Genomic DNA, 13213 nt, shown 5'->3' with positions numbered 1-13213 from the left:
CCCGCAGCCGCTGCGCCGCCTGGCGCAGCGCACCCGCCCGGTCGGGAAAATGCCTGGTCGCGGCGGGTCGGAGGCCACGGAACGGGCGTGCGCACAGCGGAGGTACCGGAAGCACTTCGCACACCGGCTTCCCCGCAGGTGTCGTTCCCGGCGAACACGAGAAGCCGGGCTGCCGCGGGTGGCCCGGGGGCGGGTCCGGGTTGCGTCCTGGGAAGTGGTGCAGGGGTTCGACCTGATCCGGGGGTTGCTCCGGCGTCAGGTCGAAGCCGGGCGCGAACCGGCACTGAGCCCTTGGAGGAGCGCCGGTCATGTGGCGTGCCCGGCCGCCCGAGGGGATCCTGGAGCCGGTACCGCCCGCGTGGCCGGTGCCCGTGCCCGGCCCGGTTGGAGGCACCAGGATGGCCGTCGGAGGTCGCGGGACCCCGGACCGCTCCGAATGCTTCGGGGAGGGGCTGCTCGGGCTGCTCCTGGACCGGGCACACGGGCTACCGCCGCACCTGGTCGCCCCGCTCGTCGCGGAGGCGGTGGCCCGGCTGGGCGGCCGCGACCCCCAGATCCTGCTCCAGGACTACGGCCAGCAGAACCTGGTCCCCCTGCCCGGAGCGGGGGCCGGGGGTCCGCAGCCCATCGACCGGTCCGATGCCGGCCGGTGCTTTGTGGAGTCGCGCCCTTGGGAAGTCCCGGCGGCCGACGGCGTACGGGTCCACCTGCCCCTGCTGGACGGCGGCGACCAGGTGGGGGTCCTCTCGGTCACCCTCGACCGCGCCGGCCGCGACGAGCGTCGCATCCTGCGCAGGATCGCGGGCCTCACGGCCGACTTGATGCACACCAAGAACGGCTACACCGACCTGTTCTTCCGGACCCGGCGCAGCGAACCGATGAGCGTGGCCGCTGAGATCCAGTGGTCGCTGCTGCCCCCGCTCTCGATGGTGATGCCGCACGTCGCGGTGGCCGGAGTCCTGGAGCCTGCCTACGACGTGGCCGGGGACAGCTTCGACTACGCCCTGAACGGCGACATCCTGCACCTCGCCATGATCGACGCCATGGGGCACGGCCTCGACGCGGCCACCATGGCCACCGTGGCCATCGGCGCCTACCGCCACGCCCGCAGGATCAGCATCGAGCTGTCGGAGATCTACCTCTTCATGGACCGGGCCGTCGCCGAGCAGTTCGACCCGGACCACTTCGTGACCGCCCAGATGATGCGCCTGGACACGGAGACGGGCCGGCTCCAGTGGGTCAACGCGGGACATCCCGCGCCGATGCTGGTCCGCGCCCACCGCGTCGTGGGCCGCCTGGAGAGTCCCACGACCCTCCCCGTCGGCTTCGGAGGGGACCAGCCGCAGGTCAGCGCGGTGACACTGGAGCCGGGCGACCGCGTCCTCTGCTTCACCGACGGCCTCGTCGAGGAACACGCCAACGGGCAGGAGCAGTTCGGCGAGGAGCAGCTGATCGACTGGGTGAACCGGCTGGAAGGGGACGACCAGGGGATCCGCACCGTGGCCCGGGAGCTGTCCCACACCCTCAAACGGGCGCGCGGTGAAACCACCTCGGACGATGCCACGCTCGTCCTGTTCGAGTGGCACGGCTGACGGAGGTCCGTGCCCCAGCGTGCCGGTGAACTGCGGACAGGAAACTGCGGGCAGGAAGGGTAGGCCCGAAGCCCGGCACCAAGGGACCCGCATGACTGTGTCCGCAGGTCAGAGGCCGTATGACGACTCAACCCGAGGTGATTCCCGAGCTTATGGCGCGGGTTCGATTCCCGTCATCCGCTCGTGCACGGAGGCCCAGGTCGAGCGACCTGGGCCTTCGTCGTTTTCCAGACCGCTCGGGGACTCCCCCGGGCTCCGACCCGCTGACGCAGGTTCCGACGACCTGCCGACAGGCCCGCCCGCCGACCGCCTCGCTTCCGAATCGCCGAATTCGGAGTGCACGAATACCTGTGTTCGCGGCCTGAGGTTCTAACGTCCATCGCGGGCAGAGATTTTACCGGCGCCACACAGGGAGAAATATTCGCGGCACACGGACCGCGGTGACGTGCTACTGTCGAACCAGTTGCAGTTTTGGTACCCAAAAACTTCAAGCGCCTCCCGTCGGCCGCGTGCCGCACGGAAGCGCTTTGTATTTCCGGTCATTTTCCGGGCAGGGCATCATCGCGGCGACACGGCGTCCGTACGGTACGGATTCCGTCGTACTGCCCCAAGGAGATATGACATGGCTACTGGCACCGTGAAGTGGTTCAACGCGGAAAAGGGTTTCGGCTTCATCGAGCAGGACGGTGGCGGCCCTGACGTGTTCGCCCATTTCTCCAACATCGCCTCCCAGGGCTTCCGCGAGCTCCAGGAGGGCCAGAAGGTCTCCTTCGACATCGCGCAGGGCCAGAAGGGCCCGACGGCCGAGAACATCGTTTCCGCCTGACGCTGACGCGTAATACGTAGCTGGGGCCCGCATCCCTCGGGGTGCGGGCCCCAGCTGCATGCATTTCGCAGGGTTTTCACGTGCACCTGCGCCTCTCGCATTTCTTTCGCTCGCCCGCTTGCGCCGATTATTTCTTTGTCCTGAGCCAGGCTGCCTGCTTTCGCATTTCATTCGGCCCGTTCCGGTGATTCCCAACGCTGTTCATCCGCTGCCGGGTCCTCGATACGCGCCGTATCAAGGAAGGTTCTGTATGAACCCCACACGCACGAACGGCCGTTCCTCCCGCACCCGCCGCAACGGCGGCCACACGTACAGCTCCTCCGCCGGAACGGGCCGGGGCGGTCGCTCCGGTTCGTCCGCCGCGAGCCGATCAGGAGGTCCGAGCCGGTCGGGCGGATACGGCAGGCGTCCCGCCGCCATGCAGGGGGAGTTCGCCCCGCCGAAGACGATCACTCCGGCGCTGCCCGCCGTCGAGGCCTTCGCCGACCTGGCCCTGGACCGGCGCATCCTGGCCGCGCTCACCGCGGAGGGCGTGTCCGTCCCGTTCCCCATCCAAGGCGCGACCCTGCCGAACTCCCTGGCGGGCCGCGACGTCCTGGGCCGCGGCCGGACCGGCTCCGGCAAGACCCTCGCCTTCGGCCTGGCCCTGCTGGCCCGCACCGCCGGACAGCTCGCCGAGCCCCGTCAGCCGCTGGCGCTGGTCCTCGTCCCCACCCGGGAACTCGCCCAGCAGGTCACCGAGGCGCTCACGCCCTACGCCCGCGCCGTGAAGCTGCGCCTGGCGACCGTCGTCGGCGGGATGCCGATCGGCCGGCAGGCGAACGCTCTGCGCAACGGCGTCGAAGTCGTCGTGGCCACCCCCGGCCGCCTCAAGGACCTCATCGACCGCGGTGACTGCCGGCTGAACCAGGTCGCGATCACCGTCCTCGACGAGGCCGACCAGATGGCCGACATGGGCTTCATGCCCCAGGTCACCGCGCTCCTGAACCAGGTCCGCCCCGAGGGCCAGCGCATGCTGTTCTCCGCGACCCTGGACCGCAACGTCGACCTCCTGGTCCGCCGCTACCTCACCGACCCCGTCGTCCACTCCGTGGACCCCTCACAGGGCGCGGTCACCACGATGGAGCACCACATCCTGCACGTGCACGGCGCTGACAAGCAGCGGCTGACGACCGAGATCGCGGCGCGCGACGGCCGGGTGATCATGTTCCTGGACACCAAGCACGCCGTGGACCGCCTCGCCGAGGACCTCCTCCACTGCGGTGTCCGGGCCGCCGCCCTGCACGGCGGGAAGTCGCAGCCGCAGCGCACCCGCACCCTCTCCCGGTTCAAGGCCGGGCACGTCACCGTCCTGGTCGCCACGAACGTCGCGGCACGCGGCATCCACGTCGACAACCTCGACCTCGTCGTCAACGTGGACCCGCCGACCGACCACAAGGACTATCTCCACCGCGGCGGCCGGACCGCCCGGGCCGGCGAGTCCGGCCGCGTCGTCACCCTGGTCACCGCCAACCAGCGCCGCGACATGACTCGTCTCATGGCGGCCGCCGGCATCGTGCCCGAGACCACCCAGGTCCGCTCCGGCGAGGAGGCGCTGCGCCGGATCACGGGTGCCCGGACCCCTTCCGGCATCCCCGTGACGATCACCGCGCCGCCGGCCGAGCAGCGCACACGCGGCTCGGCCTCCCGCGGTCGGCGCGGGCCCGCCTCGGCGGCGAGGCGCGCCGGCGGACGACGTTCCGCCGGCGACGTGGCGGCCTGAGCCGTACGTGATCCGGAAGCTGACCCATCTCTGCAGGAGGCACGTTGTGACGCTGGTCCAGATGCAGCCCCGCCCGACGCACCCCGCCCCCGCGCACCTGACGGCGGCCGACGCCGTGGACACGGCCGGACCGCGGGTCTACGACGACATGACCGTGGAGGTGGCCCTGGCCGTCATGGCCGGGGCCCACACCGCGCACCTGCTCGTCTGCGACAGCGATGATCAGCGCACCGGCCTGGTCACCCGGGCCCAGCTCACCACCGTCCGTGAAGGCCCCACCTACACGGACCGGCTCCAGCTGCGCGACCTCTGCGGCGACGGCGGGCCGCTCACCTCGGCCACCGCCGTGACGATCGGGCGGGCCGTACGTCCCAGGGTCGTCACCTCGTCCGGCGTGGGCGAACAGGACGGCACTCCGGGCGCCCACGCGCCCGCCCTCGTCCTCGCGTGAACCGCCTCACCACGGCGGAACCATCCCCTTCCTCTCCCTGTGAGGCATCATGCGCTGCGTCATCGCCCGCTTCCCCTTCGACCTCACCAAGAGCGGCGTCCTGGACTCCATGAAGGGCGTCAAGCCCGAGGAGGTCGTCGGCGAGTCCGTGATCATCGGCCGCCGCACCTACCCCGTCAAGCAGGTCGGCCAGGTCATCACCCGCCAGGACCGTCGCGACTTCAGCGCGGGTGAAGTCCTCCGCGCCATGACCAAGCTCGGCTTCACCTGCCGCGGCCTCCCCCAGAAGACCGCGCCCACCCGCGCCCCCGACCCGTTCCAGCACGCCGCCGCGATGCTCGGCACCCCGGCGGCGGCCTGACCGTGGCCCACGGGCGAACGTGAGCTGACACACCCGAACAACCAAAAGGGCCCGACCGGCACCCGCCAGCACCCGCCGGTCGGGCCTCTGGCGTATCGGTGGGCAGGTTTCTCCACGGCCGCAGGTCAGTGATCGGAGTAGCTGAAGTCGCCCATGGTCCAGGCGCTGACGTCCGCGATCGAGACGCGGTACATCCCGCCCGTCTCCGGGATCCCCACCGTGCCCTGAAGGATCCGCGCCATGTGGAAGTGCAGATACGCGGGCGGTCCGTCCCTCCGCGTCGTAGCAGCGAAGACCGCGGAGAACTCTCCCAGGCGGGCGGAGTCCGCCAGGACCTCCGAGACCCGCTGCCTCCACACCGCTTCGGGCGCCAGCCGACCGGTGATGACAGCTCCACCGGTGACCACGGTCATGGACATCTGATTGCTCTGCCCGGACTCCACCAGCGTGGCGACGTCAACGAGCAGCTCGTCAAGCTTCGACATGAGAGCCGATCCTATTCACGGGTCACCCCGTCCCCTCAACCGGTCGTGCCACTGGGCGGGACGGGCCGTCACCGTCTTCCCACCAGAGGCACGCCGTGTGACCGGGGTCGCCTTGCGAAGAAGCGCCGGGCGCTGTCACGCGTAGGGGCGAACGGAATGCGCAGGGCAGTCGGTCCCCCTGTCCGTACCCGTCAGAACCGGTCCCTGCCCGCCCATGGCGTGTGCCCCGATATGCGCTGGTCAACCTGACAGTGACCGCCCCGCGGCCCTCCGCGTCACCGTTCGAGGTCGATTACCTGATCACCGGACACGCGGAAATCTATGTTGACCGGAGTAGACATTGGACGTTGGCATGGTTATGGTTTCTGTCGTAGCCCAGAAGGACAGCAAGGCCTGGCAGAGACGAACTGCCGGCCGGCAGTACAGGTAGTCGCAGTGAGCAGGACGGTGCGGCGGTGGAGTTTCGAAGCCAGGGTTTTCGCAGGACGGCGACGGGACTGGCGGCCGGACCGGGTGGCCCGCAGTGATCAGGGGCCGCCGCAAGCGGGACCGCGGTCATGGCAGGTGCGGTACCCGTGAGTGCAGTACGCACACCCGCAGTACGCAGTTCCCCGTAGTAAGCAGTTGATCACCGAGGAAGAACGGAGGAACCCGCGCCATCAGGATCGCCCGGGCGTACGTCTGAGCCCGGGTACCGCAGGACATCGATAGTGAGGTGGTCTCCGGTCAAGCAACCGCGATCCCCGCACCCCCGACAGCAACCAGGTCGGGCGCGCGGACACAGAACGCCGGCGCAGTATCAGGGCCGGCAGGTGGTGTAGAAGTTCCTTCGGGGCCCTGGTGCCAGTACGGCACCAGGGCCCCTCAACGCGTTTCCCAGAGAGGTGCAAATGACAGCAGATGACTCGTACGGCCGTCTCGACGACGACGACTACCCCGCCTACACGATGGGCCGGGCCGCCGAGATGCTCGGCACCACACAAGGCTTCCTCCGCGCCATCGGCAAGGCCCGCCTGATCACCCCGCTGCGCTCGGAGGGCGGCCACCGCCGCTACTCCCGCTACCAGTTGCGCATCGCCGCACGTGCCCGCGAACTCGTCGACCAGGGCACACCGATCGAGGCCGCCTGCCGCATCATCATCCTCGAAGACCAGCTCGAGGAGGCCCAGCGCATCAACGCCGAATACCGCCGCGCCGCCGCATCCGACGGGCCACCAGACTCGGCTTGAGGTGAGTCCGCCCCCCGTCGGCATCGACCGAAGGTCAGGCCCCGTAGGCACGTTCGGATCATCCCGGAGTACTGCTTCATCGGCAGAGGCCGGTCCATCGCCCCCCACGCATGACCTCATGGACCGCGGTCTGCTCTGAGCACACCGCGACCTGAGACCACGCGGCACTCCGGCGTCGCCTCGGTCACGCACGACGTCGGCGTGATGGTGATCCAGGCAGGCGCCGCCCGCGAGGTGATGAAGACCTCCCCCGAGGAGGCCGGAGAGGCGTTGCTCGCCGTCGAATCCAGCGGGCGGTCCCGGCGGCAGTCGCCGCACCCAGGGCGAGGAACGCGTCGGGTGTTCCGGCCCACAGTGCCCTCGGGCCCACGAGCGCGAGGGCTGCCGCCGAGACGATCCAGGGCAGGGTGCCGGCCGGACACCAGAGGACGGTGGCGGCGATGCGGCGGTGCGCGGGCCGTCGGCGGAGCGGGCGGAGTGAGCGGAAGGTTCAGGGAGGGCGTCGCGCGCAGGCGGCCCATCGCACGGGTCATGGCCGAGGTGATGGCCGAGGTGATGACCGAGTACATCCCCGGGGGCGAACGCGAGCACGTTCCCGGTCGACCTCGCCGGTCAGGCGTGCTCGTCCGATGGCTGTCGGGCAGGTTGGACCGACCAGCTCGGCGGCGCGTCGTTGCCCGAGTCCTCGTCGCGCTCCGCGTCGGCGGATGTCGCATGGATCTTGCCCGACGCGTGGTGGACCGGCGCGTACACGGCGTAGAGCTGCAGGGTCTCGTCACCGATGTTGGTGACGTTGTGCCACGTGCCGGCGGGTACGAAGACGGCCCAGCCGTCCTCGACCTCCCGGTCGAAGTCGAGCCGATCCTTCGTACTGCCCATCTGGACGCGGCCCCGCCCTGCGTCGAGTCGTAGGAATTGGTCAGTCTCCGGGTGCGCCTCCAAGCCGATGTCCTCACCCACCGGGATCGACATGAGCGTCAGCTGAAGGTACTTCCCGGACCAGGCGACCGCGCGGTAGTTCGTGTTCTCGAGCGTCGCCTTCTCGAGGTCGAAGCTTTGAGGGTCCGGTCCGATGTCCTTGATGGTCATACTTGTCTCCCGGTCGACGAGGGCGTGACACGGTCGCAGTCTTTGCGCCAGCCCACGTCAACCATCCCAGAGCCCTGGGCTCTTCTGGCTGCCACCACGCGATCCGGTCGCCATTCGGCACGGCGAGGACGACGCCGTCGGCCTCGAAGCCGCGATCACCGTCGACGGCTCGCCGAGCGCCCCGGTCCCCGCCCGGTCGAAGAGGCTAGGCCCGGTCGGCCGCGGCGTGTTCCCTGGCCATCTCGGTGAGCACCTCGTCGAGGCGGGTGGGGGTGACGCCCAGGGAGCGGGTCGTGGCGGTGGCGTCGAGGATGCTGGGCCGGTCGTACAGGTAGAGCATCTCGGGGAACTCCGCCATGACCGTGTCGGTCCGCCCGATCCGCTCCAGCTCCGCGGGCGTCATACGGAGCAGCCTCGGTTCGGGTGCGGCGGCCGACGTGGCCAGGCGCGCGGCGAGTTCGCGTACCGGCACCTCGGAGGTGGAGGGCACGTGCCAGGCCCGGCCCCAGGACCGCTCGCTGCCCGCCGCGGCGACGAGGGCGCGCGCCGCGTCGCCGGTGTAGGTCCAGCTGTGCGGGGCGTCGAGGTCACCCGGGTAGGCGGCGGGCGCGCCGGCCAGCACCTGCGCGCCGACCATGAGCGTGAACGGCGAGAGCGCGCCCGCGCCGAGGAGGTCGGCGGCCCGGACCTCCGTCACCCGGACCCGGCCGGCGTCGTGGGCGGCGAGGGCTTCCTCCCACATCCGTGCCCGGACCGCGCCCTTGATGCTCGTCGGCGCCATGGGGAGGTCCTCGGTGACGGGGCCGGAGACGAGTCCGTAGCCGTACGTGTTGCCGAGCATGACGTAGTCCGCGCCGGCCCGTTCGGCCGCGGCCAGCACGGCGGCGGCCAGCGGCGGGAACTCGGCGGGCCAGCGGTCGTACGGCGGCATCGCGCAGTTGAACACCACCGCCGCGCCGCGGATCAGCCCGGCGAGCCGCGCCGTGTCGGTGGCGTCGGCGGCGACCCGGTCGATCCGCTCGTGCTCCGGGCCGCTGCCGCGGCGGGTGACGAGCCGGACCCGCTCACCGGCGTCGGCCAGCAGGCGGGCGGTGGCCGATCCGGTGGCTCCGGCTCCGACGATGACGTGCAAGGACACGGGTGGACCCCCTGGTCGCGGTGGTGGGAGCGGCCGTCGGCCGATGGGCCGCGGCGACGTGCTCCCTACCCTCGGTCCCGCGTGATCCGTAGGGTAGTGGCCCGAATGCCAACTCTGCGGAGGTTCGGGCCATGCACCGCGTCGCAGTCGTCGCCGTCCCGCCGGCGACCACGTTCGACCTGTCCATCCCCGAACTGGTGCTCGGCGAGACGACGGTCGACGGCGCCCCCGGCTACGAGGTGCGCGTCTGCACCGCCCGCCCCGGGGCCGTCGCCACCAGCGGCAGCCTGTCCCTCACGGTCCCCCACGGTCTGGAGGCCGTCGAGGACGCCGACACCGTCATCGTCACCGGCACCGCCGCCCGCGACGACACCGACCCGCGCGTCCTCGCCGCGCTGCGCCGCGCGGCGGCCGACGGCAAGCGCATCGCGTCGATCTGCACCGGGGCCTTCGTACTCGCCCGTGCGGGGCTGCTGGACGGACGCCGCGCCACCACCTACTGGGCCAAGTCGCAGGAGTTCTCCCGCCGCTTCCCCGCCGTCGAGCTCGACCCCGGCGTGCTGTACGTCCAGGACGGCAACATCCTCAGCTCCGCCGGGCTCTCGGCCGGCATCGACCTGTGCCTGCACCTGGTACGGACCGACTACGGGGCCGCGACGGCCAGCGCCGTGGCCCGCCTCGTCGTGGCGGCACCGGTACGGCCCGGCGGCCAGGCGCAGTTCATCGAGGCGCCGGTGCCGCGGGAGACCGGGACCTCGCTGGCCGCGACCCGCGGCTGGGCGCTGGAGCGGCTGCACGAGCCGCTGGCCCGGGCCGACCTCGCGGCCCATGCCCGGATCAGCGTCCGCACGCTGACCCGTACGTTCCATGCCGAAACCGGGCTCAGCCCGCTCCAGTGGCTGCTCCACCAGCGCGTGATCAGGGCCCGGGAACTGCTGGAGACGACCGACCTGCCGATGGACCGGGTCGCCCGGCTCAGCGGTCTCGCCACCCCCGATTCCCTGCGCCGGCACCTGTCCCGGCACACCGGGCTGACCCCCGGCGCGTACCGCGCCGCCTTCACCCGGCGCCGGGCCCTCGGCGCCGCCGACGACCGCGCCTGACCCCGTCGCGAACAGGGAAACCGCGTCCACGCGGTGCGCGGGCGCGGTTTCCCGGGATACCTTGCCCGCCGCCCGGGTCACCGAGGAGGACCCCTTCGGGGTCCGCGGCGGCACCGTCGCCGACCATGTCGTCACCGGCCTCGTGGAGGCGGAGGGGCGGCTCTTCTCCGCCGGTCACGTGGCGGGGATCGCGCTGCGGTACGGGATCTTCTACGGCCCCGGGACCTGGTTCGACCCGACGCCGGGGAGCCGGGCCATGCCGGTCCCGGCCGGCGGGGGCTCGGTCGTGCCCTGGGTCCACGTCGAGGACGCGGCCGGGGCCACCGTCGCCGCGCTGACGCGGGGCCGGGCGGGCGAGGCGTACAACGTCGTCGACGACCGGCCGTCCCACTGGGGCGAACTCGCCGCGGCGCGCGGCGGACGACGGGTCCTGGTGCCCGGGTGGGCGCTGCGGCTGGCGGTCCCGTACCTCGGCGCGCTCATGCTCGGCACCCGGCTGCGGGTCTCGCACGAGAAGGCCACCCGGGAGCTGGGCTGGAACCCCGGCCACCGGGACCACCGGTCCGGCATGGCCGCCGTACGGGTACCGTGACCGCCGCCGTACGAGGCGCTGCGCTCCCTAGACCCCGGGGGCCGGGTCGTACGGGTCCTCCTCCAGGATTCCGCTCCTGGCGATGAGGTAGGCCAGCTGGGCGCGGCTGCGGCTGCCGAGCTGCTCCGAGGCCTTGCGGACATGGGTGGCGACGGTACGCGCGCTCATGCCGAGCCGTCCGGCGATGGTCTCGTCGGTGTAGCCGTTCACCATGAGGTGCAGGACGGCCCGCCGGGTCTCGTCGGTGAGCAGCGGCGGCCGGTGCTCGGTCGGCGTGTGCCGCAGGGGCGCGGCGCGCTCCCACGACTTGTCGAAGATGCCGACGAGGTACCGGATCATCCCGGGGTGCTCGATGACCAGGGCGAGCTGCCGCCGCTCCGCGTCGGGGTCGGGGACGAAGGCGATCTTCCGGTCGCACACGATCAGCCGGTCGAACACCTCGTCCAGGGTGCGGACTTCGGCGCCCGCGACGGAGATCTGCTCCACGTAGGCGAGCGTCGGGGCGTGGGAGCGGACGGTGTGCTGGTAGATGGTGCGCTGGCGCACCCCGCGCTCCAGCGCGGACAGTTCGCGCGGGAGGGCCTTCGCCAGCAGCTCCGGCGGCCGGCCGCCACCGGGCTGGGCCGTGAGGATCTCCTCCTCGCACGACTCGACGACCGAGGACAGCGTGGCGCTGATGACGGCCGCGCCGCTGACCTCACGGATCCCGCTGCTGGTACCGCCACCGGTGTGGTTGCGGTAGACCTCCTCCGCCCGGTGCATGGCCACACGGGCCGCCGCCAGAGCCCGCTGCCTGTCCTCGATGTCCGTTTCCAGCGGGCGCATCACGGCGTTGGCCGCCAGGCCCGGGGGGAGGGGCATCAGCCCGCCGCCGGGCAGCTCCCGCAGGAGCCCCAGGTCCAGCAGGCAGCGCGGGCATTCCCGGACCGGGAGATCGCCCCGGACGGCGTCCTCGTAGAAGGCCAGCCCCTCGTCGCAGAGCTCGACGGATCGAACACGTACCCCTGTGTCCGCTTGTGTGCACATCTGTCCATCCTTCAAGTCTCTGCATTGCGTGATCATGCTCCCGGATTTCTCTGTTTTCGGCGAGAAGGCCGACGCATGATTCCTGTCACGGGCCAGAGAAACCTGGCCGGGGCAGAACTCGATCAGGGGGACCCAATGTTCAGGACCACTCTCCAACAGCTCCTCGGCGCCGTTGCCGTGACGCTTCTGGCGGCTCTCGGCACCGTGGCGATCGGCGAATCCGCGCCGCGGGCGGAGCTCGCCGCGGCCGCTCCGCTGCCGGGCGACACCGAGTGGGGATGACCTCCTGGCAATCCCTGGATCGTGAAATTCTAGTTACAGGAGACACATGTCCGTCCTTCCCGTATCCGCCCGGCCCCTGCCCGTCCTCGACGGCCTGGAGGAGAGGCTGACAGACCTGAAGAAGTCGGGTCTGTACCGAGAATTCACGCCTTGCTCGTACCTGGCGGACCAGCCCGGGCACGCGCTGCACCAGGGCCGCCGCGTCCAGGTCTGGTGCACGAACGACTACCTGGGCATGAGCCAGAACACGCAGGTCATGCACGCCCAGATCGCCTCGACGCTGCGGCACGGCACGGGCAACGGCGGCTCGCGCAACATCGCGGGCACCAGCGAGGCCCACGTGGCGCTGGAGACCCGGCTGGCGGCCTGGCACGGGAAAGCCCGCGCCCTGATATTCACCAGCGGATACGTCGCCAACTTCGAAACGCTGACCACACTGCTCGCGGCCGTGCCGGACATGGTGGTCTTCTCGGACTCGCTCAACCACCGCTCATTGATCGAAGGAATCCGCGCCTCCAAGAACCGGAGGCATATATTCCCGCACAATGATATCGACGCACTGGACGAAATGCTCGGTCAATATCCGGCGGAGCAGCCGAAGTTGATCGTCTTCGAATCCGTCTACTCGATGGACGGGGACATCGCGCCGATCACGGAGATATGCGATCTGGCCGAGCGCCACAATGCCATGACCTACCTGGACGAGACGCACGCGATCGGCGTGAACGGGCCGTCCGGGGCCGGGATATGCGAGGAGATCGGGGAACACCGTCCGACCTTCGTCCAGGGCGTGTTCGGAAAGGCGATCGGTACGACCGGCGGCTACGTCGCGGGCCCCGACACCGCCCTCGACTACGTCCGCTCCCACGCGCCCGGGTTCATCTTCACGACCACCATTCCGCGGTCGAGCCTGGACGCCACCCAGCGCAGTCTCGACGTCATCCAGGGCGCCGCAGGCGGCGAACTCCGCCTGAAACTCCGGGAGAACGCGGCGCTGATGCGCAGCCTCCTGCGCGAGGCGCGCATCGACTTCATCGACGCCCCCACCCACCTGGTCCCGGTGCTGGTCCCGGGCGGTGAGCGGGTCAAGAGGATCTCGCGCCGCCTCCTGGACGAGCACGGCATCTACGTCCAGCCCATCAACTTCCCGTCCGTGGCGAAGGGGGGCGAGCGCTTCCGGGTCACGGTCGCGCCGTTCCGTACCCGCACGGAGATCGAGGGATTCGTACAGGCCCTGCGCGCCTGCCTCGACGACATCCGATAGCGCAGCCCTTTCA

Annotated in this window: 14 protein-coding genes; 10 read left to right on the top strand and 4 right to left on the bottom strand. The window is 70.8% G+C overall.

Annotated features, from left to right (window positions below; all coding sequences use genetic code 11):
- Window positions 1–398: 398 nt before the first annotated feature.
- From ACIPXB_RS06100 to ACIPXB_RS06080, 5 genes are all read left to right on the top strand, one after another.
- A complete protein-coding gene (locus ACIPXB_RS06100) occupies window positions 399–1592 on the top strand; it encodes a PP2C family protein-serine/threonine phosphatase (protein WP_401445124.1) in 1194 nt (397 codons plus the stop codon).
- Window positions 1593–2214: 622 nt separating this feature from the next.
- Window positions 2215–2418 carry a cold-shock protein gene (locus ACIPXB_RS06095; RefSeq protein ID WP_401445121.1) on the top strand — a complete coding sequence of 68 codons (204 nt, stop codon included), beginning with the start codon at window positions 2215–2217 and terminating at the stop codon, window positions 2416–2418.
- Window positions 2419–2668: 250 nt separating this feature from the next.
- Window positions 2669–4180 (top strand): DEAD/DEAH box helicase, encoded by a 1512-nt coding sequence (locus tag ACIPXB_RS06090; RefSeq protein WP_401445118.1) that lies wholly within the window; start codon window positions 2669–2671, stop codon window positions 4178–4180.
- A gap of 46 nt (window positions 4181–4226) precedes the next feature.
- Entirely contained in the window at window positions 4227–4631 is a 405-nt protein-coding gene (locus ACIPXB_RS06085; RefSeq protein WP_401445115.1) for a CBS domain-containing protein, read from the top strand.
- A gap of 49 nt (window positions 4632–4680) precedes the next feature.
- Window positions 4681–4992: an SCO5918 family protein gene (locus ACIPXB_RS06080; protein WP_401445112.1), complete on the top strand. Its 312-nt coding sequence runs from the start codon at window positions 4681–4683 to the stop codon at window positions 4990–4992.
- Between the two features lie 125 nt (window positions 4993–5117).
- Here ACIPXB_RS06080 and ACIPXB_RS06075 read toward each other — a convergent pair whose 3' ends face one another.
- A complete protein-coding gene (locus ACIPXB_RS06075) occupies window positions 5118–5477 on the bottom strand; it encodes a hypothetical protein (protein ID WP_401445109.1) in 360 nt (119 codons plus the stop codon).
- An 890-nt stretch (window positions 5478–6367) separates the two neighbouring features.
- Here ACIPXB_RS06075 and ACIPXB_RS06070 point away from each other — a divergent pair.
- On the top strand, window positions 6368–6706 hold the full coding sequence (locus ACIPXB_RS06070) for a MerR family transcriptional regulator (protein WP_401445106.1): 339 nt from the start codon (window positions 6368–6370) through the stop codon (window positions 6704–6706).
- Window positions 6707–7318: 612 nt separating this feature from the next.
- On the opposite strand, the gene ACIPXB_RS06065 is transcribed toward ACIPXB_RS06070, so the two are convergent.
- Together ACIPXB_RS06065 and ACIPXB_RS06060 are read right to left on the bottom strand one after the other, a co-directional pair.
- Window positions 7319–7795 (bottom strand): cupin domain-containing protein, encoded by a 477-nt coding sequence (locus tag ACIPXB_RS06065; RefSeq protein WP_401445103.1) that lies wholly within the window; start codon window positions 7793–7795, stop codon window positions 7319–7321.
- Between the two features lie 205 nt (window positions 7796–8000).
- On the bottom strand, window positions 8001–8933 hold the full coding sequence (locus ACIPXB_RS06060; RefSeq protein WP_401445101.1) for an NAD-dependent epimerase/dehydratase family protein: 933 nt from the start codon (window positions 8931–8933) through the stop codon (window positions 8001–8003).
- 131 nt (window positions 8934–9064) lie between these two features.
- Between ACIPXB_RS06060 and ACIPXB_RS06055 the strand changes: the two genes are divergently transcribed.
- Both ACIPXB_RS06055 and ACIPXB_RS06050 read left to right on the top strand, forming a co-directional pair.
- Window positions 9065–10036, top strand: coding sequence for a GlxA family transcriptional regulator (locus ACIPXB_RS06055; protein WP_401445099.1), 972 nt, complete (start codon window positions 9065–9067; stop codon window positions 10034–10036).
- Between the two features lie 61 nt (window positions 10037–10097).
- Window positions 10098–10628 (top strand): NAD-dependent epimerase/dehydratase family protein, encoded by a 531-nt coding sequence (locus ACIPXB_RS06050; protein WP_401445096.1) that lies wholly within the window; start codon window positions 10098–10100, stop codon window positions 10626–10628.
- Window positions 10629–10655: 27 nt separating this feature from the next.
- Here ACIPXB_RS06050 and ACIPXB_RS06045 read toward each other — a convergent pair whose 3' ends face one another.
- Entirely contained in the window at window positions 10656–11654 is a 999-nt protein-coding gene (locus ACIPXB_RS06045) for a LuxR C-terminal-related transcriptional regulator (RefSeq protein WP_401445094.1), read from the bottom strand.
- Window positions 11655–11789: 135 nt separating this feature from the next.
- Here ACIPXB_RS06045 and ACIPXB_RS06040 point away from each other — a divergent pair, with 135 nt between their 5' ends.
- Both ACIPXB_RS06040 and hemA read left to right on the top strand, forming a co-directional pair.
- Window positions 11790–11936 carry a hypothetical protein gene (locus ACIPXB_RS06040; protein ID WP_401445091.1) on the top strand — a complete coding sequence of 49 codons (147 nt, stop codon included), beginning with the start codon at window positions 11790–11792 and terminating at the stop codon, window positions 11934–11936.
- A 46-nt stretch (window positions 11937–11982) separates the two neighbouring features.
- Complete coding sequence (gene hemA, locus ACIPXB_RS06035; protein WP_401445088.1) at window positions 11983–13200, top strand: 5-aminolevulinate synthase; 1218 nt, start codon at window positions 11983–11985, stop codon at window positions 13198–13200.
- The last annotated feature ends 13 nt before the right edge of the window (window positions 13201–13213 follow it).

Origin of the sequence: Streptomyces sp. NPDC090022 (assembly GCF_044748145.1) — a bacterium.
Lineage (GTDB): Bacteria > Actinomycetota > Actinomycetes > Streptomycetales > Streptomycetaceae > Streptomyces.
The sequence above is the reverse complement of the archived record's forward strand: the minus strand, read 5'-3'. Positions and strand labels throughout refer to the sequence as shown.